The 23,736-nt window shown below is 49.1% G+C and carries 12 protein-coding genes and 1 pseudogene; 9 read left to right on the top strand and 4 right to left on the bottom strand.

Annotated features, from left to right (window positions below):
- Nucleotides 1-50: 50 nt before the first annotated feature.
- The 6 genes from NYE62_RS01785 to NYE62_RS01810 all read left to right on the top strand — a co-directional run bounded on the left by NYE62_RS01785 (nucleotide 51) and on the right by NYE62_RS01810 (nucleotide 6,232).
- Nucleotides 51-1,256: a nitrate/nitrite transporter gene (locus NYE62_RS01785; protein WP_094032057.1), complete on the top strand. Its 1,206-nt coding sequence runs from the start codon at nucleotides 51-53 to the stop codon at nucleotides 1,254-1,256.
- 188 nt (nucleotides 1,257-1,444) lie between these two features.
- A complete protein-coding gene (locus tag NYE62_RS01790; protein WP_015239124.1) occupies nucleotides 1,445-2,647 on the top strand; it encodes a GTP-binding protein in 1,203 nt (400 codons plus the stop codon).
- Between the two features lie 64 nt (nucleotides 2,648-2,711).
- Nucleotides 2,712-3,848: a zinc-dependent alcohol dehydrogenase gene (locus tag NYE62_RS01795; RefSeq protein ID WP_342497192.1), complete on the top strand. Its 1,137-nt coding sequence runs from the start codon at nucleotides 2,712-2,714 to the stop codon at nucleotides 3,846-3,848.
- 14 nt (nucleotides 3,849-3,862) lie between these two features.
- Nucleotides 3,863-4,297, top strand: coding sequence for an RDD family protein (locus NYE62_RS01800; RefSeq protein ID WP_012116767.1), 435 nt, complete (start codon nucleotides 3,863-3,865; stop codon nucleotides 4,295-4,297).
- A gap of 71 nt (nucleotides 4,298-4,368) precedes the next feature.
- Nucleotides 4,369-4,692: a YckD family protein gene (locus tag NYE62_RS01805; protein ID WP_144664490.1), complete on the top strand. Its 324-nt coding sequence runs from the start codon at nucleotides 4,369-4,371 to the stop codon at nucleotides 4,690-4,692.
- Nucleotides 4,693-4,795: 103 nt separating this feature from the next.
- Entirely contained in the window at nucleotides 4,796-6,232 is a 1,437-nt protein-coding gene (locus NYE62_RS01810) for a family 1 glycosylhydrolase (RefSeq protein ID WP_113766610.1), read from the top strand.
- Between the two features lie 40 nt (nucleotides 6,233-6,272).
- On the opposite strand, the gene NYE62_RS01815 is transcribed toward NYE62_RS01810, so the two are convergent.
- The 4 genes from NYE62_RS01815 to hxlA form a co-directional block, all read right to left on the bottom strand.
- Complete coding sequence (locus NYE62_RS01815) at nucleotides 6,273-6,671, bottom strand: competence protein ComJ (protein ID WP_015239128.1); 399 nt, start codon at nucleotides 6,669-6,671, stop codon at nucleotides 6,273-6,275.
- Between the two features lie 20 nt (nucleotides 6,672-6,691).
- Nucleotides 6,692-7,129, bottom strand: coding sequence for a NucA/NucB deoxyribonuclease domain-containing protein (locus tag NYE62_RS01820; protein ID WP_003156588.1), 438 nt, complete (start codon nucleotides 7,127-7,129; stop codon nucleotides 6,692-6,694).
- A gap of 357 nt (nucleotides 7,130-7,486) precedes the next feature.
- On the bottom strand, nucleotides 7,487-8,044 hold the full coding sequence (gene hxlB / locus NYE62_RS01825; RefSeq protein WP_015239129.1) for a 6-phospho-3-hexuloisomerase: 558 nt from the start codon (nucleotides 8,042-8,044) through the stop codon (nucleotides 7,487-7,489).
- The gene (gene hxlA / locus NYE62_RS01830) at nucleotides 8,041-8,676 is read right to left on the bottom strand and encodes a 3-hexulose-6-phosphate synthase (protein WP_015239130.1); all 636 of its coding nucleotides are present in this window, start codon (nucleotides 8,674-8,676) and stop codon (nucleotides 8,041-8,043) included. The genes hxlB and hxlA overlap by 4 nt, the downstream gene beginning before the upstream one ends.
- A 232-nt stretch (nucleotides 8,677-8,908) precedes the next feature.
- On the opposite strand from hxlA, the gene NYE62_RS01835 reads away from it, so the two are divergent.
- From NYE62_RS01835 to srfAB, 3 genes and pseudogenes are all read left to right on the top strand, one after another.
- Nucleotides 8,909-9,271: a helix-turn-helix domain-containing protein gene (locus NYE62_RS01835; RefSeq protein ID WP_007409352.1), complete on the top strand. Its 363-nt coding sequence runs from the start codon at nucleotides 8,909-8,911 to the stop codon at nucleotides 9,269-9,271.
- Nucleotides 9,272-9,862: 591 nt separating this feature from the next.
- On the top strand, nucleotides 9,863-20,617 hold the full coding sequence (srfAA, locus tag NYE62_RS01840; protein ID WP_342497193.1) for a surfactin non-ribosomal peptide synthetase SrfAA: 10,755 nt from the start codon (nucleotides 9,863-9,865) through the stop codon (nucleotides 20,615-20,617).
- A gap of 21 nt (nucleotides 20,618-20,638) precedes the next feature.
- Nucleotides 20,639-23,731, top strand: a pseudogene (gene srfAB / locus NYE62_RS01845) (surfactin non-ribosomal peptide synthetase SrfAB); the annotation flags it as partial.
- Nucleotides 23,732-23,736: the final 5 nt, after the last annotated feature.

The following is a 23,736-nucleotide window of genomic DNA, read 5'->3' on the forward strand; positions in this document are numbered from 1 at the left end:
ATTCTTGATTCAGCAATTTGAAATGATAGAAGACCGGAAAGGAGAATGTTATGAAGCTGTCGGAATTAAAAACAAGCGGTCATCCGCTCACTCTGCTCTGTTCCTTCTTATATTTTGATGTGAGTTTTATGATTTGGGTAATGCTGGGGGCGCTCGGCGTTTATATTTCTCAGGATTTCGGGTTATCTTCTTTTGAAAAAGGGTTTGTCGTGGCTCTGCCGATCTTATCAGGATCTGTGTTTCGGATCATTTTAGGTGTGTTAACGGACAGGATCGGGCCGAAGAAAACAGCTGTGATCGGGATGCTGATCACGATGATCCCGCTGCTTTGGGGGGCATTCGGCGGCCGTTCTTTGACTGAGCTGTATGCGATCGGCATTCTGCTGGGCGTAGCGGGCGCAAGTTTTGCTGTTGCGCTTCCGATGGCGAGCCGGTGGTATCCGCCTCACTTGCAGGGGCTTGCGATGGGGATAGCAGGTGCCGGCAACAGCGGCACTTTGTTTGCGACATTGTTCGGTCCCCGCCTTGCGGAACAGTTTGGGTGGCACAGTGTAATGGGAATTGCGCTTCTTCCGTTGATGATCGTTTTTATACTGTTTATCGTCATGGCGAAGGACTCTCCTGCACAGCCCGCACCGCAGCCGCTTAAAAACTACCTTCACGTTTTCAGGCAGAAGGAAACATGGTGTTTCTGTCTTCTGTACGGCGTCACTTTCGGAGGTTTTGTGGGATTATCAAGTTTTTTGGCGATTTTTTTCGTTGATCAATATCAATTGTCAAAAATCCATGCCGGTGATTTCGTCACAATATGTGTCGCAGCGGGCAGTTTTTTTCGCCCTGCAGGAGGCTGGATTTCAGACCGGGCGGGAGGTGCGAAAGTTCTGGCTGTACTGTTTGTCATCGCGGCTCTGTGTATGGCGGGAGTCAGCAGTCTGCCTCCGCTTTCAACGGTGATCGTTCTGCTGTTTATCGGAATGATGGCGCTCGGTATGGGCAACGGAGCGGTATTTCAGCTTGTCCCTCAGCACTTTGCAAAAGAAATCGGAATGGTGACGGGAATCGTCGGAGCAGCCGGCGGCATAGGGGGTTTTTTCCTTCCGAATATTTTAGGATCATTGAAGCAGATGACGGGAACTTATGCGATCGGTTTTATCTCTTTCTCATGTATCACATTGCTCGCATTTGTGCTTGTTCTGGCCGCAGGCTATTTTTGGAGAAAAAGCTGTGGCACTGAAAACAGTCCTGCGGATGTTTAAGTTTGGGCGGAAGACACGTATGACAGCGTGTCTTTTTTATGATTGATTATTTTTCACTTGATTTTAAACGGAGAATACATCAGAATAAATAGTAACGATTACGATTTATAATAATGTACATCATGATGATAATAAGGCAGGTGCAGGGTATAAATCGTAATCATTCTATTTTGTCAGGAGGCTATTTTATGAAAAAAATTCCGGTTACAGTATTGAGCGGCTATCTTGGTGCCGGAAAGACGACCGTTTTGAATCATATTTTACAAAACCGCAACGGTTTAAAAATTGCCGTCATCGTCAATGACATGAGCGAAGTAAATATAGACGCGGGCTTGGTGAAGCAGGGAGGCGGCTTGTCAAGGACGGATGAGAAACTCGTAGAATTATCCAACGGCTGTATCTGCTGCACGCTGCGTGAAGATTTATTAGTCGAAGTTGAGAAACTCGCGAAAGACGGCAGATTTGATTATATTGTGATTGAATCAACAGGGATCAGCGAACCGATTCCCGTTGCCCAGACATTTTCTTATATAGATGAAGAAATGGGCATTGATCTGACAACATTCTGCAGGCTGGACACAATGGTGACCGTGGTGGATGCAAACCGCTTCTGGCATGATTTCCAGTCCGGTGACAGCCTTCTTGACCGGAAGGAAGCGGTAGGAGAAGAGGATGAACGGGTGATTGCCGATTTATTAATTGACCAAATCGAGTTTTGTGATGTACTCATTTTAAATAAATGCGACATGGTGGGCGAAAAAGAGCTTGAACAGCTGGAAACGGTCCTTCGCGCATTACAGCCCCGCGCCAGACTGATCCGGTCCGTCCGCGGAGAAGTGCCCGCCGAATACATATTGAATACCGGTTTATTTGAGTTTGAGGAAGCGAGTTCATCAGCAGGATGGATAAAGGAACTGACGGCAGGTCATGAAGCGCACACTCCCGAAACGGAAGAGTACGGCATCACTTCGTTTGTGTACTCGCGGCGTCTGCCGTTTCATACCGCTCGTTTTGACAGCTGGCTGCATCAATCAATGCCTGACAGCATTGTGCGCGCAAAAGGAATTGTTTGGTGCGCAACCCGCAACAGCCTTGCGCTGCTGATGTCTCAGGCGGGTCCGGCGGTTTCGATTGAGCCTGTTTCTTATTGGGTGGCGGCAATGCCGAAACTTGAGCAGGAGCAGATCAAACAGCAGGAACCGGAGATTCTGGAAGATTGGGACGACCAATTCGGAGACCGTCATACGAACCTGGTGTTTATCGGAACAGATTTAGATGAAGCAGCCATTACAAAGGAATTGGATCAGTGCCTGCTCACGCCGTCTGAGTTTGATTCCGATTGGTCGCAGCTTGAAGATCCTTTTCAATGGGATATTCAGCGGGCCGAATAACATACCGGCCAAGTTTAGAAGCAGGTGAAAAGGGAAGGAGTGATGAAAAAGGAGCTGACCAAGTGTGAAAGCACTGACATACCAAGGAAAAGAACATATGGAAGTGAAAGAAGTCCCGGCACCCGCCATTCAAGATGAGAGAGATGTCATCGTTCGAATCACCGCAACCGGGATATGCGGTTCAGACCTTCATTTATATAAAAACGGAATACCCGCCGATCCGGGTTATATCGTCGGGCATGAGCCGATGGGAATCGTTGAAGAAACGGGCAGTCAAGTCAAAAAGCTGAAAAAAGGCGATCGGGTCGTGATTCCTTTTAACATCGGCTGCGGAGAATGTCATTATTGCAAGCACCAGATGGAAAGCCAGTGTGATGAATCTAATCCAAATCCTCATACAGATGCCGGCGGCTTATTCGGTTTTTCGGAGTTTAACGGTAATTATCCCGGCGGGCAGGCTGAATATTTACGTGTTCCTTATGCTGATTTCTCTTCTTTTCTGGTTCCGGCAGACAGTGAGCTTGAAGATGAGCAGGTGCTGCTTCTGTCAGATGTCATGCCGACCGCCTTTTGGAGCGTCCAGCACAGCGGAGTGAAAAAAGGAGATACAGTCGTGATTCTGGGATCAGGTCCGATCGGCTTAATGGCGCAAAAATTCGCGTGGAAAAAAGGAGCTAACCGGGTTATCGCAGTTGATCAAGTCCCGCACCGCCTTGAACATGCGAGACGTATAAACGGAGCAGAGACCTTCAATTTTTCAGAACATGATGAGATCGGGAAACTGCTGCATGAACAAACGTCAGGGGGCGCGGATGTAGTGATTGATTGTGTCGGAATGGACGGCACGCCGCTTTCAAAAGAAAAAACAGAGCAAAAACCGAATCAGTTCGGAACGATCAGTCCGATTCTTACAGCATCAGAAGCCGTTAAAAAGTTCGGAACCGTGCAGCTCACGGGCGCATACATTTCTGAAGCGGACGGCTTTCCGCTCGGTGATTTTTTCACACGCAACGTTTCTTTAAAAATGGGCCAGGCACCCGTTATTCATCTGATGCCGATGCTGTATCAAATGATCGAACAAAATGAAATTGATCCGACGGATATCATTACACACAAAATGAGTCTTGCGGAAGCTCCTGCTGCATATGATATATTTGACAAAAAAGAAGATGGCAACATTAAAGTGATTATAAAGCCATAGCGAGGAGAAACACGATGAATATTTACAGACCGGCGGGATTTTGGATCAGATTGGGAGCCGTGGTACTCGACTATTTAATTACTTCAGTGCCTTTGGCGATTATTTTTATGCTGGCAACAGGAAAAGATCCGAATGAGAGCACAATGATCAGCATCATTTTGACTCTTTATGCTATTTTGCTCCCTGTATACTGGAACGGTTATGTTATCGGCAAAAAGATCTGCGGTATCCGCATCGTCAAAAAAGACGGCACTCAGGTAGGCTTCCTCACTATGATTTTGAGAGTACTTGTGGGCGGCCTGATATATGGCGTGACGTTTGGAATCGGTGTGATCGTGAGCGCATTCATGGTCGGAATGAGAGAAGACAAACGGTCAATCCACGATTTTGTAGCGGGAACGTATGTCACATACGCGCTGCCGGACGAATCGATTGAAAAGAGCGAATAATTTCGCTCTTTTTTTGCATAAAAAATGGATGAGGGAGCAACATATAACAAACGTTAAAGGAGGAAAGAGTCATGAAAAAAGCTGCATTGTCTTTAGCTGCGTTTTTCATTACAGCAATGGTTTTCACAATGCCGGCACACGCCGCCGGAACAAAAATGCCTTCAACCATGTCACTCACGGAACAGCAGAAAAAAGAAATTGAATTACTTGAAAAAGAAGTGCTCGAAAAACGAAAACATGTCATATCCAAATATGTTGAGTACGGAGTCCTGCCGAAAGAAAAAGCAGAACATATTAAACAGCATATGGACAGGCGCTTTAACATGATGAAACGAAATGGGTTTGTCCCGAAGCCTCCGCCTCATAAATTGGAAAAGCGGCATCATCATTCTTAAGCATCCGGCAAGCCGGATGCTTTTTTGTTTTTATCGGGATTGCTCTGAAACGCGTTTCATAACGTATGATATCAATATCATACGCATCAGGAGGATGAAACACATGATACATAAAAAACAGGGCCTGTTCCCTGATACATTTCTATGGGGGTCAGCCTCGGCTGCCTATCAGGTTGAAGGAGCCTGGAATAAAGACGGTAAAGGACCTTCAGTATGGGACTTATTCACGAAAATACCGGGTAAAACGTTTAAAGGCTCAAATGGCGATACAGCAGTCGGCCATTATGAGCGTTATAAAGAAGATATCGCCTTGATGGCAGAAATGGGTTTGAAAGCTTACCGCTTTTCTGTCAGCTGGCCGAGAATTTTTCCGAATGGCAGAGGGGAAATCAACGAATCAGGGATCGCATTTTACGAAGACCTGATCGATGAATTGATTTCTAACGATATTGAGCCGGTGCTGACTCTTTATCACTGGGACTTGCCTCAGGCGCTGATGGATGAATACGGCGGCTTTGAATCAAGAAAAATGATTGATGATTTTAATAATTACTGTATTGCGTTATACAAAAGATTCGCCGGCAAGGTGAAATACTGGGTCACGTTAAATGAGCAGAATTATAATTTTCATAACGGGTTTATTACAGCTGCACATCCGCCCGGCGTAAAGGACAGAAAACGATTTTATGAAGCCAATCATATCGCATTTTTAGCTAATGCCAAAGCGATTGAATCCTTCAGACAATATGTTCCTGGCGGCATGATCGGCCCGAGCTTCGCTTATTCACCGGCTTATCCGCTTACAAGTCACCCTGAAGACATAACTGCATTTGAAAACGCAGAGGAATTTATGAACCATTGGTGGCTTGATATGTATTGCCGGGGGACTTATCCGCAAATTCCTTTCAATTATTTAAAGGAAAAGGGCTGGGCGCCCGCCATTGAAGCCGGGGATATGGAATTGCTTGCAAAAGGCAAGCCGGATTTTATCGGTGTTAATTATTATCAGACGATTACGTACGAAAGAAATCCTCTTGACGGTGTATCGGAGGGGAAAATGAACACGACTGGTCAGAAAGGGACAAACCAGGATACTGGTATACCGGGGCTGTTTAAAACGAAAAAGAATCCTAACCTCGTGACGAGTAATTGGGATTGGACGATTGACCCGATAGGTCTGCGCATCGGCCTCCGGCGTATAACGAGCCGCTATGAGCTGCCGGTTTTTATAACAGAAAACGGGCTGGGGGAATTCGATAAAATAGAAGAAGACGGCTCAATTCAGGATGATTACAGAATTGACTATTTACGCTCCCATCTTGAACAGTGCAGAGAGGCCATTAGTGACGGAGTTCATCTCATCGGCTACTGCAGCTGGTCATTCACGGATCTATTAAGCTGGCTGAACGGCTATCAAAAACGCTACGGTTTTGTCTATATCAATCGAGATGAAGAAGATGAAAAGGATTTGAAACGGATCAGGAAAAAAAGTTTTTATTGGTACCAGAATGTAATTGAAACAAACGGTAAAAGTTTATAAAAGTTCCCTGAGAGAAATAAGATTCTCTCAGGGATTTCTTTTACATTGCGGCTGCATCAATAATATACGTATCCGCATGAAGATCGGATAATTCGGCAGGCACTGAATAACAGGTAAGGCTGTATCGGCCTTTCGGAATATTAAAAGAAAGCCGCTTTGACATCACGCTTTCAATCTCAATTCCATCTTTTACAGCCTCAAAGGGAACAGTCGCTTTTTTCTCATAGGATGGTACCGGTTCACTTGTGTTAAGCCTGAGGACGATAAATGCCCTCGTATTTCTCCTTGCCTCAAATGAAACAGCTCCGTCAGCTTCCGCATATCCTTTTTCAATGGCTTCATCGGTCCAATCGATAACAGGCGGTTCTGAATCTTTTTGGAAGATTGTAAATTGATGATAAGAAATGGCCAGTTCTTGCGGTTTCCATGATTTATTCAATGCGCTGTTCCTCCTGTTTTTTACTTGATTTTAAATAATACTCTCGTTCCGTCGGGATCATTGGTAAGCTGGTGTCCGACCCAAGAGCCGGCTCCGCGGTTGTCTGCCGGAGAAATATATTCTACGGAGGCATTATTTCCGCCCTGTTTACAAACCGCCATCGGCCATTCATCCCTATCGTATCCCGTTTTGACGGGCACATGTTTAAGAGATTGCTCACGCCGCTTATGTACTCCGTCTCTGTCAATGGTGCATATGCTGGAATGCCCTTCTTTTATCGCGTCCTTAATATGCTTTGCTGTTTCCGGATATCGATCGGACGGAAATAGGATTACTTTGTCGTAATCACTCTTCTGAACGGTCTGCTCGTTATCTGAGAAAAGATCACCCTTGATCAGGGCCGCGACTGCTCCGGCAATGATGATAAGAACAAGCAGCAGTGCTTTTAATGTTTTCAAGAGTATCAATCACCTCCAGTTTTAATTGCTGTAAAGCTGGTCCAAGAATAAAGCAGAATCGGCCGGCTGTAAAGCTGTTAAAATATATTTCTCAGCCGCAATTCAGCTGAATATCTGTAAAACCATCCGCACAAATCAACTTTATTCATTAAAAATTCAATCAGAAAGTGTTTTTTGCAGTTTCCCTATTCAGAAATGAACGGTTGCGGGTGTATCGTCAATTGACTTATTATAGCGATAAGCTCACCGGCAGGATATCTTCGTCTGCGAGTGTCCGACCCGAAAACCTTGGTCTGCATGACCGTGCGCAACAAGACGATAAAAAGACGGCCATCTGATAAGAAGGCCGTCAGCAAATCATTCCAGATTCGCATGCTTTGTAAACATGTCTGCTGAATTCAATTCTTTTTTCTCCATGATTTTTAGAATAACCGCATCGTAAAACAGCAGAAGAGTTTGTTCGAATAAAGAACCCATCGGCTGAATCGTCTTTCTGTCTCCGCCGGTCTCTTCCTTAGGAGAGCCGGGAATCGTTATTGTAAGATCCGCAAGTTTGCCGAGACTTGAGTCGGGGTTAATCGTTAATGCAGTGATGATGCCGTTAAGGCTTTTGGCTTTTTCAGCTGTATGAAGCAGACTTTTTGTTTCGCCTGAGCCTGAGCCGATGATGACGAGACCGCCTTCTTGGAGGGGAGGAGTAAGCGTCTCACCGACGATGTAAGCGTTCAGACCGATGTGCATCATCCTCATGGCGAACGCTTTAGCCATAAAGCCGGAACGTCCCGCTCCGGACGTGAAGATTTGATCTGCCGATAAAATCTGATTCGCAAGCTTGTCAGCTTCACTGTCGGATATTAATGCTGCGGTGCGGGATATTTCATTTAGTATTTCATGTAAGTATTCAGTCGTTTTCATGATCCTTGTGTGATCAGCTGTTTCATTTTAGCAGCAGCATCCGCTTTATTGTCAGCTCCCGTAATGCCTCCGCCGACAATGATTAAATCTGGGTTTTGTTTGATGGCTTCAGGAAGCGTATCAAGTTTAATGCCTCCGGCAATTGCGGTTTTAGCGCTCTTGACCGCTTTTTTAATCGCCGTCAGTTCCTCGAATGAATTTTTTCCTTCTGCTTGAAGATCATAACCTGTGTGAACACAAATATAATCAACACCGAGCTGGTCAATTTCTTTTGCCCGTGTTTCAAGGTTTTTTACGTTAATCATGTCGACGAGGATTTTTTTCTGCTGTTTTTTTGCTTCGGCAACCGCCCCTTTGATCGTTGAGTCGTCTGTCGCCCCTAAAACGGTGATGATGTCGGCTCCCGCTTCTGCCGCTTTCATAATCTCGTAACCGCCTGCATCCATGATTTTAAGATCGGCAAGCACTTTCAAGTGAGGAAAGGCTGTTTTCATTTCCTGCACGGCTTTCAGTCCTTCATTAATGACAACGGGAGTGCCGATTTCTACAACATCTATATATGGTTCGACCTCTTTCACAAGTTCAATTGCTTCCGGGATATTTACTAAGTCTAATGCCAGCTGTAATTCCACTTTATATCCACTCCTCTTTTTTATGTATTTTCATTCTATAGAGTGCCCCGCATGTTGAGAAGTACGCACTTTGAAGTCTAATAGTTACTTTGAGGATACTGTCCCAAGCAGGCAATACGCTTTGTTTCAGCAAAACTGCGTGGTAGTATAAACTGATGAAAGTTGTGTGAAAAAGTAAGCGTGTATGAATAGATGATGACCGTACAAAAAGTAAGAGGAAGGAGAATGGCCCGTGAGCCGAATGGATGAGAAAACGTTTAATTGCGAAAAGGAATTGACGCTTGCCGTGATAGGCGGGAAGTGGAAAATGCTGATTATGTGGCACTTGGGAAAAGAAGGGACGAAGCGGTTTAATGAGCTGAAAGCTTTAATTCCGGATATTACGCACAAAATTCTTGTGAATCAGCTCAGGGAGCTGGAGCAGGATCTGATCGTTCACAGGGAAGTTTACCCTGTCGTCCCTCCGAAAGTGGAGTATTCTTTAACGGCGCAAGGAGAAAGCCTTATGCCGATTCTGGACGCCATGTATAAGTGGGGAAAAGATTATATGGAATTAATCAACATTGATAAAACTGCAATAAAGGAATCTTTTTGAAGTGCTCTATGTAAAATAGAGTGCTTTTTTTGCGGTTTAATGAAATCATATTGCGAACATTCGGACCGTTTGTTTCGGTTCTTGCGCTGTTTTTTCCGGGTCAGCTTACGTACGTAAATTTTTTTCATTCTGCCATAACTGGATATTCGACAGATTTTCATTATAGTTTAAAGATTTTTAATTTTACGTAAATAATATTTTTGAAAATAAATTGCGGGATGCCGCAAAATACCCTCTGAATTCGTCGGATTTTTTTTCGGTGTGCCGCATGAAACTTTTCACCCATTTTTCGGTGATAAAAACAATATTTTCATATAAAGTGAACGTAAGTAGATATATAGAAATACATGCAGAAATAGGTAAACCTTTCGTGCTTACAATCAATGGCTTTTTGTCTTGATTTCTCATAAATTTGATGCCGCATTTCGGACTGCGCGGGTGAACGGATGACGGATTTCGGCGGTGATTGAATCGGGATCGTTTTTGGAGGTAAGTGGTTCTTTTGGCTTGAGAATGAGTTAGGGACATAGAGGGAGGCTGTTTCTAAGGGAGAATTGACATCTTTATCTTAAAAAGGGGAGGCGCACACATATGGAAATAACTTTTTATCCTTTAACAAATGCTCAAAAACGTATCTGGTATACAGAAAAATTCTATCCGAACACAAGTATTTCAAATCTTGCCGGGTTCGGGAAACTCATTTCTGAAGACGGCGTACAGGCTCATTACGTTGAGAAAGCGATACAGGAATTCGTCCGGCGGTATGAGTCGATGAGAATCCGTCTGCGGCTTGATGATGAGGGGGAGCCCGTTCAATATGTGAGCGAATACCGTCCGCTCTCTATCGGGCACACAGATATCAGGCAAGCCGGCTGCTCTGCGGACGAGCTGTCCAAATGGGGGCGTGAAGAAGCTGGCAAGCCTCTGGCGTTATATGATCAGGATTTATTCCGTTTTTCCGTGCACACGATCAGTGAAAATGAGGTCTGGTTTTACGCTAATGTGCATCACATTATTTCAGACGGGATTTCCATGACGATTCTGGGCAATGCGATTACCGATATTTATTTGGAGCTCTCAGGCGGAGCAAGTGAGGAACAGACGGAGATTCCTTCTTTTATCGAGCACGTGCTGACAGAGCAGGAATATGTGCAGTCGAAGCGGTTTAAAAAGGATCGGGATTTTTGGAACGGGCAGTTTGAGACCGTGCCGGAGCTTGTGTCCCTGAAACGGAGCCAGGCAGATGCGGGTCTTGATGCGAAACGGTTTTCTCAAGAAATTCCTCACGACTTATATGGCCGCATTCATTCATTCTGCGAGGAGCATAAAGTCAGCGTACTATCTCTGTTCCAGTCAGCTCTGATCACTTATCTCTACAAAGTGACCGGCCGGGATGACGTTGTCACGGGTACGTTTATGGGAAACCGGACGAATGCGAAAGAAAAGCAGATGCTCGGGATGTTCGTATCTACGGTGCCTGTGCGGACAAGCGTTGACGGAGGACAGTCGTTCTTGGAATTCGTTAAAGGCCGGATGAAGGATCTGATGAAAATTCTCCGCCACCAAAAGTATCCGTATAACCTGCTTGTCAATGATTTGCGCGCTTCGAAAAGTTCGCTGAGCAGATTGTTTACGGTGGCTCTGGAGTACCAGGTGATGCAGTGGCAGAAAAAAGAGAATCTGTCCTTCCTGACAGACCCTATTTTCAGCGGAAGCGGTACAAATGATATTTCAATTCATGTGAAGGAACGATGGGACACCGGGAAATTGACGATTGATTTTGACTATCGCAGCGACATTTTCAAGGGGGAAGAGATTGAATCTGTTTCTGAACGTTTGATCACGCTGATTGAAGATGCGATTTCATCTCCTGATCGCATAATTGATGAACTTACTCTTCTTTCTGAATCCGAGAAAGAGCGGCTGCTGAAACGGGCCTCCGGCAATCCGGTGAATTACCGCGGAGAGATGACGATACCGGGGCTGTTTGAAGAGAAAGTGAAGTCACTGTCTGACAAACCCGCGGTTGTGTATGAAGGCCGAACATTGTCCTATCGCACATTGCATGAACAGTCAGGCCGTATCGCCGGACGCCTTCTTCAAGCCGGGATATCAGCCGATTCTCCTGTCGCGGTGCTGCTTGGCCGTTCTGAGCGTGTCATTGCGGCAATATTGGGAATTTTGAAAGCGGGCGGCGCCTATGTGCCGATAGATCCTGACTTTCCGGCGGATCGGATTCAGTACATTTTGGAGGACAGCGGAGCGAAGGCTGTTCTGACGGAGGCCGGAATACAGGCGCCCGCAGCGGATGCCGAACGGATTGATTTTGACGAGGCTGTTCAGTATGAAACGGCTGCGGACGGTGTCAGCACACAATCAGACCGGCTGGCTTACATCATCTACACGTCAGGTACAACGGGGCGGCCGAAAGGCGTGATGATTGAGCACCGGCAAGTTCATCATCTGGTGCAATCACTGCAGCAGGAGATTTATCAATGCGGTGAGCAGACGTTAAGAATGGCGCTTTTGGCTCCGTTTCATTTTGATGCGTCCGTCAAACAGATATTTGCCTCGCTTCTTTTGGGACAGACGCTTTATATCGTGCCGAAAACGACTGTAACGAATGGCTCGGCACTGCTGGACTATTATCGTCAAAACCGGATTGAAGCCACTGACGGAACGCCTGCGCATCTGCAGATGATGGCTGCGGCGGGAGATGTCAGCGGAATTGAATTGCGCCACATGCTCATTGGGGGAGAGGGCCTGTCCGCGGCTGTTGCTGAACAGCTGATGACGCTCTTTCATCAATCGGGCAGGACGCCGCGTCTGACGAATGTCTACGGGCCGACAGAAACGTGCGTAGATGCGTCCGTGCATCAGGTGTCAGCGGATAACGGAATGAATCAACAGGCGGCGTACGTTCCGATCGGAAAACCGCTCGGCAACGCCCGTCTGTATATATTGGATAAGCACCAGCGGCTTCAGCCCGACGGCACGGCCGGTGAGCTGTATATCGCGGGTGACGGTGTAGGCCGCGGCTATTTAAATCTTCCGGATTTGACCGCAGAGAAGTTTTTGCAGGACCCGTTTAACGGAAGCGGCCGCATGTACCGCACGGGTGATATGGCGCGCTGGCTGCCGGACGGGACGATCGAATATATCGGCCGTGAAGATGATCAGGTGAAAGTCCGCGGCTACCGCATTGAGCTGGGAGAAATTGAAACGGTGCTCAGAAAAGCCCCGGGCGCGGCGCAGGCCGTCGTGCTGGCACGGCCGGATCAGCAGGGCAGCTTAGATGTCTGCGCATATATCGTTCAGGAAAAAGGAACCGAGTTTCACCCTGCCGAGTACAGGGAGTATGTGTCCAAGCACCTTCCTGATTACATGGTGCCCGCTTACTTTACAAAAACGGACGAAATTCCGCTCACGCCGAGCGGGAAGGCGGACCGCAAAAAGCTGTTTGCGCTTGATGTGCAGGCTGTCAGCTCATCTGAATATGCCGCGCCGAGAAATGAAACGGAGGAAACACTTGCCGTCATCTGGCAGGAAGTTCTCGGAATGGACAAGGCGGGCATTTATGATCATTTCTTCGAGTCAGGCGGTCATTCATTAAAGGCAATGACGCTTCTGACGAAAATTCATAAGCAAATGGGCGTTGAAATTCCGCTGCAATACTTGTTTGAGCATCCGACGATTGCGGCGCTTGCCGATTATGCGGAAAACCGAAACGAAGGACCGGCATTCAGTGCAATTGAGCCGGCTGAGAAGCAGGCGAGCTATCCGCTTTCGCTCGCTCAGCAGCGGACTTATATCGCAAGCCAATTTGAAGACGCGGGAGTCGGATATAACATGCCGGCTGCGGCCATGATTGAGGGCGCTTTAGACCGTGAAAAGCTTGAGCGTGCATTTTCTGCCTTAATCAGCAGGCATGAAGCGCTCAGAACATCGTTTCAATCAGAGGACGGCACGCCGAGACAAGTGATTGGCGAGCATGTTCCGTTTCATATTGAAATGATCGAAGCGCGCGGAAGAACGAATGAACAGGTCATGAAGGACTTTGTGCGCCGTTTTGATTTATCTGAGGCGCCGCTGTTCAGAATCGGCCTGCAAACGCTCGGTCACAATCGCCATATGCTGCTGTTTGATATGCATCACCTGATTTCTGACGGGGTGTCTATTTCCATCATGCTGAAGGAACTGGCTGACATCTACGGCGGAAATCAGCTGCCTGAATTGCGCATTCAATATAAAGATTATGCCGTATGGCAGGCGGAACGGGCGAAAGAAGGCTACAAGAAGGAGCGGGCGTACTGGAAAGAAGTCTTCAGCGGCGAACTGCCGGTGCTTCAGCTGCTCCCTGATTATCCGCGGCCGCAGGTGCAAAGCTTTGAAGGTGACCGCGTGTCCGCCAAGCTGCCGAAAATGCTGCGGGAACGGCTGCAGAAGCTTGCCGAGAAAAACGGAGCCACCCTTTACATGGTGCTGTTATCAGCATACTATACGCTGCTTTCTAAGTATTCGGGACAGGAAGACATCATCGTGGGAACACCGTCAGCGGGAAGAAATCACTCCGATACCGAGGGGCTCATCGGGATGTTTGTCAACACGCTTGCGCTGCGAAGCTCCGTGAAGCAGGATCAGACATTTGCCGGCTTGTTAGGTCATGTGCGCAAGCAGGTGCTGGATGCGTTTTCTCATCAGGATTATCCGTTTGAGTGGCTGACCGAGGAGCTGAACGTGCCCCGGGACATGAGCAGGCATCCGATATTTGACACGATGTTCAGTCTGCAAAACGCCTCGGACGGAATTCCGGAGATCGGTAATCTGACGCTGTCTCTTCATGAAACAAACTTCAATATCGCCAAATTCGACCTGACCATGCAGGCTCGGGAAACAGCGGAAGGCATTGCGCTTGATTTGGATTATTGCACGAAGCTGTTTAAGCGCTCAACTGCGGATCGCATGCTTGCGCACTATGTCCGTCTGCTGGAGAGCGCGGCAGCTCAGCCGGATGCGAAAATCAGCGAATATGATCTGCTTTCTGAACGGGAGGCTTTGAATCAATTACAGCGGTTCAACCCGGAACGCACGGCGTACCCGAAAGAGCAAACGATCGTGCAGATCTTTGAAGAACAAGCCCGAAAGAACCCTGACCGGACGGCTCTACAGTTCGAAGGGGAAACCCTGTCGTATCAGCAGCTGAATGAACGCGCCAACAGGCTTGCGCGGCATATTCTTTCGGTCGGAGGCGGCGGAAAAACCGCGGCTGTTCTGTCTGAACGGTCAATGGATATGATTGTTTCCATTATGGCTGTGTTAAAAGCGGGGTCCGCCTATGTGCCGATTGATCCTGAGCATCCGGTTCAGCGGATTCAGCATTTCTTCCGCGACAGCAGGGCGAATGTGCTCCTGACTCAGCAAAGCCTCAAGCCGCTTGCGGAAAAGGCCGGTTTTCAAGGCGTCATTGTGCTTGCTGATGATGAGGCGAGCTATGAAAAGGACTCTCACAATCCAGCATTGCCGTTTGATTCCAAAACGATTGCCAATCTCACTTATACATCAGGCACGACGGGAACGCCGAAAGGAAACATCGTCACACATGCCAACATTTTGCGGACGGTAAAAAACACGAACTATTTGACTGTTTCTGAAGAGGACACAGTGCTCGGTCTGTCGAACTACGTTTTTGACGCTTTTATGTTTGATATGTTCGGTTCGCTGTTAAACGGTGCAAAGCTTGTGATCGTCCCGAAAGATACGGTGCTGGATATGTCACGCCTGTCCCGTGTGATCAAACGGGAGAACGTCAGCATTCTGATGATTACGACGGCCCTGTTCCACCTGCTTGTTGATATGGAGCCGTCCTGTCTGACGACGCTTCGGAAAATCATGTTCGGGGGCGAAAGAGCGTCTGTAGAACATGTCAAAAAGGCGCTTGCGGCAGTCGGAAAAGGAAGACTGCTTCATATGTACGGCCCGTCGGAAAGCACGGTGTTTGCGACATACCATCCCGTGGATGTCATTGAAGAGGATACGCTCTCCGTTCCGATCGGGAAACCGGTCAGCAATACGGAAGTCTTCATCATGAACTCAGCCGGACGCATTCAGCCGGCGGGTATCGCGGGAGAGCTGTGCGTCAGTGGGGAAGGTCTCGTAGAAGGCTACTACAACCGTCCTGAACTGACGGAAGAAAAATTTGTAAAGCATCCGTTTAAGGAAGGTGAACGGATGTATAAAACGGGCGACTTGGCCAGATGGCTTCCGAATGGCGATATCGAGTTTATCGGACGTATCGACCATCAGGTGAAAATCCGCGGTCAGCGGATTGAGCTTGGCGAAATTGAGCATCAGCTTCAAAGTCATGACCAGATTCAGGAATGCATTGTGCTCGCTGTGGATCAGGGCGCGGGTGACAAACTTCTTTGCGCGTATGTTGTCGGCCTCAGGGAAATCTCTTCCCGGGAGCTGAGGGAGCATTCGGCGAAGGATCTTCCGGCTTATATGATTCCGTCCGTCTTTATTCAATTGGATGAACTGCCTCTTACAGGGAACGGAAAAATCGACAGGCGGGCGCTGCCGATGCCGGATGTGACCGCAGCGAATGCCGTGTCATATACGGCGCCGCGCAATGAAACAGAACAAAAACTGGCGGATATTTGGGCTGAGGTGCTGCAAATGGAGCGGGTCGGCGTCCATGACCAGTTCTTTGAGATCGGGGGCCACTCGTTAGCGGGGATGAAACTGCTGGCCCTTATCCAGAAGACATTCGGCGCGCAGCTTACCTTAAAGGATCTGTTCACTTCTCCGACGGCCGCGGGGCTGGCGCAGCTGATTGAAGGGGCTGAGCGGAAGGCGGCTGAGAGCATCGCACCGGCGGCCGAGCGGGAAACGTATCCGGTTTCTTCACCGCAGAAGCGGATGTTCGTGCTTCAGCAGCTGGAAGGCGCTGAAACAAGCTATAACATGCCGTCTGTGCTCCGCTTAAAAGGAAAGCTTGATGCAGAAAAGCTGAAATCCGTCATGGAACAGCTGACAGAACGCCATGAAGCCTTCAGAACGACATTTGACATAAAGGATGGAGAAACGGTTCAGCGCATATGGACGGAAGCTGATATCGACATGGAATATTATGAAGCCTCTGAAGAAGATGCTGAACGGATTATTCAGAGCTTTATCCGGCCGTTCCGCCTGGATCAGCTTCCTCTCGTCAGAACGGGACTGGTCAAGCTGGCTGAACATGACCACCTGCTGCTGTTTGACATGCACCATATCATTTCGGACGGCGCTTCAGTCGGCGTGCTGATAGATGAACTGTCCCGCTTGTATGGCGGTGAAATGCTTGAGCCGCTGCGGATTCATTATAAAGACTATGCGGTATGGCAGCAGAAATTTATTCAATCAGAGCAGTACCGCAAGCAGGAGGAGCATTGGCTTCGGGAGCTTGACGGCGAGCTTCCGGTATTGACGCTGCCGGCTGATTACAGCCGTCCGGCCGTGCAAACCTTTGAAGGAGACAAGCTGGTCTTTTCTCTGACTGAGGAACAGACGTCGGCTCTTCGCAGTCTTGCGAAACAAACGGATTCTACCATGTACATGGTGCTGCTGGCGTCATACAGCGCCTTTCTCTCAAAACTGAGCGGACAGCATGACATCATTGTCGGCTCGCCGGTTGCGGGACGGTCACATGCGGATCTCGCAAACGTCATCGGTGTTTTTGTGAATACACTCGCGCTTCGTACGTATCCGGAAGCGGACAAAACGTTCACGGACTATCTTAAAGAAGTAAAACAAACCGCTTTACATGCATTTGAAGCGCAGGATTATCCGCTTGAAAACCTTCTGCAAAAGGTTGAGGTGCAGCGTGATACGAGCAGAAATCCGCTGTTTGATGCGGTATTCTCAATGCAAAATGCAAATGCGGAAGATCTGGTCATGGAAGGAATTGAGCTGAAGCACCATCCGTTTGACAGAAAAACAGCAAAGTTTGACCTGACAATGACGGCTGAGGACACAGACGAAGGTTTAACGTTTGTGCTTGAATATAACACCGCGCTGTTTAAACCGGAAACGGCAGAGACATGGAAGCATTACTGGCTTCAACTGTTAGAAGCCGCAGCGGAAAATCCGGCTGCAAAGCTTTCTGAGCTTTCATTGGTAAATAAAACAGAAAAACAAGCCCTCCTTGACGCATGGAAAGGAAAAACAATTTCTGTGCCGCGGGACAAAACGGTTCACCGTCTCTTTGAAGAAACGGCCGCCCGCTACGCGAACCGGCCGGCCGCGGCATATAACGGGGCGAAATGGACGTACGGCGAGCTGAACGCAAGGGCTAACCGCATTGCGCGCATTCTCATGGACTGCGGCGTCACGGCTGACGAACGTGTCGGCATTTTGACGAAACCGTCCTTGGAAATGGCCGCAGGCGTACTTGGCGTCCTGAAAGCGGGCGCGGCATTTGTGCCGATTGATCCCGACTACCCGGAAGAGCGCATCAGCTACATTCTGCAGGACAGCGGGGCCAAGCTTCTTCTCACACAGGAAGCGCTGGACGTGCCGGAAAGCTACAACGGAGAAACGATTCTGCTTGACGGCAGCCGCTCCATTCTGAGCCTGCCGCTTGATGAAAACGATGAAGCGAACCCGCAGACGGAAACAACGGCAGATCATCTCGCTTATATGATTTACACGTCAGGAACGACCGGACAGCCGAAGGGTGTCATGGTCGAACACCATGCGCTGGTGAACCTGTGCTTCTGGCATCACGACGCATTCGCCATGACGGCGGATGATAAAAGCGCCAAATACGCGGGCTTCGGTTTTGACGCCTCCATCTGGGAGATGTTCCCGACATGGACCATCGGCGCGGAGCTTCACGTCATTGACGAAGCGATCCGGCTGGATATCACCCGCTTAAATCACTATTTCGAGGAGAACGGCGTGACCATCACCTTCCTGCCGACGCAGCTGGCCGAACAATTTATGGAGCTGGAAAATACCTCTCTCCGCATGCTTCTCGTCGGCGGCGACAAGCTGAAGCGGGCGGTGAAACAGCCGTACACGATCGTCAACAACTACGGCCCGACGGAAAACACCGTCGTCGCGACAAGCGGCGTCATCAATCCGGAGGAAGGATCGCTTTCGATCGGACGGGCGATTGCCAATACGAGAGTTTATATTCTCGGCGACGGCGATCAGGTGCAGCCGGAAGGCATTGCCGGTGAATTGTGCGTGGCCGGCCGCGGTCTGGCGCGCGGATACCTGAACCGTGAAGAAGAAACGGCGAAGCGGTTTACCGCAGATCCGTTCGTGTCCGGAGAGCGCATGTACCGGACCGGCGACCTCGTCAAATGGAACGCGAAGTGCGGCATCGAATACATCGGCCGTATCGACCAGCAGGTCAAAGTGCGGGGCTACCGGATCGAGCTTTCAGAAATCGAAGTCCGCCTCGCCCAGCTTGCGGACGTTCATGACGCAGCGGTGACGGCCGTGGAAGACAAAGCGGGCAATACCGCGCTTTGCGCCTATGTCGCGCCTCAGCAGGACGATATTGAAGCGCTCAAATCCGCGCTGAAAGACACGCTGCCTGACTACATGGTGCCGGCTTTCTGGGTGGAGATGGACGAGCTTCCGGTCACCGCAAACGGAAAGATTGACAAAAAAGCCCTGCCGGAAACGGATATTGAAGCGGGAAGCGCGGCATACAAAGCGCCGGAAACGGAGATGGAGACGCTGCTTTCCGACATTTGGCAAGAAGTGCTCGGTCTTGATCAGATCGGCGTAAGCGATAATTTCTTCACGCTCGGCGGGGACTCGATCAAAGGCATCCAAATGGCGAGCCGTCTGAACCAGCACGGCTACAAGCTGGAGATGAAAGACCTCTTCCAGCATCCGACCATCGAAGAGCTCGTCTCCTACGTGGAGCGGACGGAAGGCAAGCAGGCCGACCAGGGACCTGTCGAAGGCGAAGCGGCCTTAACGCCGATCCAGCGCTGGTTCTTTGAGAAAAACTTCACGGACAAACACCACTGGAACCAATCCGTCATGCTTCACGCGAAAGACGGCTTTGATCCGGAGATAACAGAAAAAACATTACATGTCCTGACGGTGCACCATGATGCGCTCCGGATGATTTATCGTGAACAAAAACCGTATTACAGAGGGCTTGAGGATGCGTCTGTTGAACTGAACGTCTTTGAGCTGAACGGACCTGCTGAAGACCATGAGGATCGTATCGAAAGGGAAGCAGACCGTCTTCAAAGCAGTATTTCACTGGAAACAGGACATCTCTTGAAAGCCGGGCTCTTCCGGGCTGAAGATGGAGACCACCTTCTTCTCGCAATCCATCACTTAGTCGTGGATGGTGTATCTTGGCGGATTTTACTGGAGGACTTTACGTCCGTGTATACGCAGCTGAAGCAAGGCAATGAACCGGCGCTGCCGCCGAAAACACATTCATTCGCCGAATTTGCCGAGAGAATCAAAGAATACGCAAATACGAAGGCGTTTCTGAAAGAAGCGCATTACTGGAGAGAGCTTGAGGAAAAAGAGGTATGCACTCAGCTTCCGAAAGACAGGCAGTCTGGTGATCAGCGCATGAGACATACGAGAACGGTCAGCTTCTCTCTGACGCCTGAACAAACTGAACAGCTGACGACAAACGTACATGAAGCCTATCACACCGAAATGAACGACATCCTGCTCACGGCGCTCGGACTGGCGCTGAAAGAGTGGACGGGTGAAGACACGATCGGCGTTCATTTGGAAGGCCACGGACGCGAAGACATTCTTGACGGCTTGAATATCACCCGGACGGTCGGATGGTTTACGAGCATGTATCCGATGATCCTTGAGATGAAGCACGCCGACGATCTTTCATATCAGCTGAAACAAATGAAAGAAGACATCAGACACATCCCGAACAAAGGAGTCGGCTACGGCATTCTGCGTTATGTAACGGCGCCTGAGCATAAAGAGAATCTTTCATTTGAGATTGATCCGGATATCAGCTTTAACTACTTAGGCCAGTTTAATGAGATGTCGGATTCCGGCTTATTTACAAGATCCGGGATGCCGTCAGGACAATCGCTGAGCCCTGACACAGAGAAGCCGAATGCGCTTGATATTGTCGGATTTATAGAAAATGGGCAGATGACGATGACGTTTGCCTATCATTCTCTCGAATTTCATGAAAAAACCATTCAATCGTTCAGTGACAGTTTTAAAGGGCACCTCTTGAAAATCATAGATCACTGCCTGGCCCAAGACGGACCTGAGCTTACGCCTAGCGATCTTGGCGATGATGATCTGACGCTTGATGAACTTGATAAATTAATGGAAATTCTCTAACAGAAAAGACAGAGGTGACATATGAGCAAAAAATCGATTCAAAAGGTGTATGCACTCACACCGATGCAGGAGGGAATGCTGTATCATGCGCTGCTTGATCCGCATTCTTCCTCCTACTTCACACAATTAGAGCTTAGGATTCACGGAAGCTTTCAGCTGGAGCTTTTTGAAAAAAGCGTCAATGAGTTGATCCGGACATATGACATCCTGCGTACGGTATTCGTGCACCAGCAGCTTCAAAAACCGCGCCAAGTCGTATTAGCCGAGCGGAAGACGAAGGTGCACTATGAAGATATCAGTCAATTAGATGAAGCGCGCCAAACCGAATATATTGAACGCTATAAACGCGGCGTGCAGCAGCAGGGCTTTCATCTGGCGAAGGATATTCTCTTTAAAGCGGCGGTGTTCAGACTCAGTGAGAAGGAGCTGTATCTCGTCTGGAGCAATCATCATATCGTCATGGACGGCTGGAGTATGGGCGTTTTGATGAAAAGCCTGTTCCAAAACTATGAAGCGCTTCGTGCCGGCCGGCCCGCCGGGGGAAGCCAGGGCAAACCTTACTCTGACTATATCAAATGGCTCGGAGGCCGGGATTATGAGGAGGCGGAACGATATTGGAGCAGCCGCCTGGCGGATTTCGAACAGCCGAGCCTGCTCCCGGGCCGTCTGGCAGCAGAAAAGAAAGACTACCAAAATGAAGAATATTCTTTTGTCTGGGATGAAGAGCTGGTCGCGCAGATTCAGCAGACCGCCAACCGGCATCAAGTCACGGGACCTAACCTGTTTCAGGCCGTTTGGGGTGCGGTGCTCAGCAAATACAACTATACAGACGATGTGGTGTTCGGCACCGTCGTATCAGGCCGTCCTTCAGAAATCAACGGCATAGAAACGATGGCGGGGCTGTTCATCAATACAATTCCCGTCAGAATCAAAATTGACAAAGATACAGCCTTTTCGGACGTGATGGCGGCAGTTCAGAAAAACGCCGTGGAAGCCGAGCGCTATGATTATGTGCCGCTCTATGACATTCAAAAGCGCTCCGCCCTGGACGGCAGCCTCTTAAATCATTTGGTCGCGTTTGAAAACTATCCGCTGGACAAAGAGCTGGAAAACGGGGGCATGGAGGAAAGACTCGGCTTTTCCATTAAAGTTGAACATGCTTTTGAGCAGACGAGCTTTGATTTTAATCTCATCGTGTATCCGGGAAAAACGTGGACTGTCAAAATCAAATACAATGGAGCGGCTTTCGCTCATGATGCCATCGAACGAACGGCGCACCATCTGACCCGCATGATGAAAGCCGCGGTCGGAACGCCTGACGCGCCCGTGCGGGAACTCGGCCTTGTTTCAGGCGAAGAAGAGCGGCAGATTGTTGAGATATTCAATGATACGAAAACGGCGCTTCCGGAAGAGGAGGCCGTTCACCGTTTGTTTGAAGCACAGGCAAACCGGACGCCTGCAAGCATCGCGATAAAAGAAGCGGGACGCGAATGGACCTACCGTGAAGTGAACGAAGCGGCCAACCGCCTGGCGAGACACCTTGTGAAGAGCGGGCTGGAAAAAGGCCGGACCGCCGCTATTATGAACGACCGGTCTGCGGAAACCGTTGTCGGAATGCTTGCCGTCCTAAAAGCAGGCGGCGCATATGTGCCGATTGATCCGGCTTTTCCGGAGGACCGTCTCCGCTTTATGGCGGAAGACAGCTCGATTCGGCTCGTGCTGACAGTTCAGGACTATCAAGAACAAGCGGGCGCATTGCAAGTCCCGGTCGTCATGCTGGATGAAAGCGCGGATGAAACGGTAAGCGGAACAGACTTGAATCTTCCGGCCGGCGGCAACGACTTGGCGTATATCATGTATACATCCGGATCGACCGGCAAACCGAAAGGCGTCATGATTGAACACAGAAATATCATCAGGCTCGTCAAACATTCGAATTACGTGCCGGTTCATGAAGAAGACCGGATGGCGCAAACGGGAGCCGTCAGCTTTGATGCCGGAACCTTCGAAGTCTTCGGCGCATTGCTGAACGGAGCGTCATTGCACCCGGTGAAAAAAGAGACGCTGCTTGACGCCGGACAATTCGCCCAATTTCTGAAAGAGCAGCGGATCACGACCATGTGGCTGACGTCTCCGCTGTTTAATCAGCTTGCCCAAAAGGATGCCGGCATGTTTAACACGCTCCGGCACCTCATCATCGGCGGTGATGCGCTTGTGCCGCATATCGTCAGCAAAGTGAGAAAGGCATCACCGGAGCTGTCGCTTTGGAACGGATACGGGCCGACGGAGAATACGACGTTTTCGACGAGTTTTCTCATTGATCAGGATTATGACGGTTCGGTCCCGATCGGGAAGCCGATCGGAAATTCCACTGCGTACATTATGGATGAAAACCGCAACCTCCAGCCGATCGGCGCGCCCGGTGAGCTGTGCGTCGGCGGAAGCGGAGTGGCAAGAGGCTATGTGAACCTGCCTGAATTAACGGAGAAGCAGTTTGTCCGCGATCCGTTCAGACCGGATGAAATGATATACCGGACGGGGGACTTGGCGAAGTGGCTTCCGGACGGCACGATCGAGTTTCTCGGCAGAATTGACAACCAAGTAAAGGTCCGCGGTTTCAGAATCGAGCTCGGCGAAATCGAGGCGAAAATCAGCCAGGCGGAGAATGTGACGGAATCTGCGGCTGTGATCCGGAAAAATAAAGCGGATGAAAATGAAATCTGCGCTTACTTTACGGCAGACCAAGCCCTTTCGCCGGAAGACCTGCGCAAAACACTTTCGGAATCACTTCCGGAATATATGATTCCCGCGCACTTCATCCAGATGAATCAGTTTCCGCTGACGGCGAACGGAAAAATTGATAAAAAAGCGCTGCCTGAGCCTCAGGCTGAAGCCGTTCAAAAAGAATACGTAGCGCCGAAAACGGAAGCGGAGCAGAAACTCGCGGACATTTGGGAAGGCATTCTCGGTGTAAAAGCGGGTGTGACTGACAATTTCTTCACGATTGGCGGACATTCTTTAAAAGCCATGATGATGACCGCTAAAATCCAGGAGCACTTTCAAAAAGAAGTGCCGATTAAAGTGTTATTTGAAAAGCCGACCATTCAGGAGCTTGCGCA

The organism is Bacillus sp. FSL K6-2861 (assembly GCF_038630725.1).
Lineage (GTDB): Bacteria > Bacillota > Bacilli > Bacillales > Bacillaceae > Bacillus > Bacillus velezensis.

What these genes read in the sequence shown, in the direction of transcription:
- NYE62_RS01785 (WP_094032057.1), top strand. Translation starts at nt 51, where the DNA reads ATGAAGCTGTCGGAATTAAAAACAAGCGGTCATCCGCTCACTCTGCTC.
- NYE62_RS01790 (WP_015239124.1), top strand. Translation starts at nt 1,445, where the DNA reads ATGAAAAAAATTCCGGTTACAGTATTGAGCGGCTATCTTGGTGCCGGA.
- NYE62_RS01800 (WP_012116767.1), top strand. Translation starts at nt 3,863, where the DNA reads ATGAATATTTACAGACCGGCGGGATTTTGGATCAGATTGGGAGCCGTG.
- NYE62_RS01805 (WP_144664490.1), top strand. Translation starts at nt 4,369, where the DNA reads ATGAAAAAAGCTGCATTGTCTTTAGCTGCGTTTTTCATTACAGCAATG.
- NYE62_RS01810 (WP_113766610.1), top strand. Translation starts at nt 4,796, where the DNA reads ATGATACATAAAAAACAGGGCCTGTTCCCTGATACATTTCTATGGGGG.
- hxlB (WP_015239129.1), bottom strand. Translation starts at nt 8,044, where the DNA reads ATGAAAACGACTGAATACTTACATGAAATACTAAATGAAATATCCCGC.
- srfAA (WP_342497193.1), top strand. Translation starts at nt 9,863, where the DNA reads ATGGAAATAACTTTTTATCCTTTAACAAATGCTCAAAAACGTATCTGG.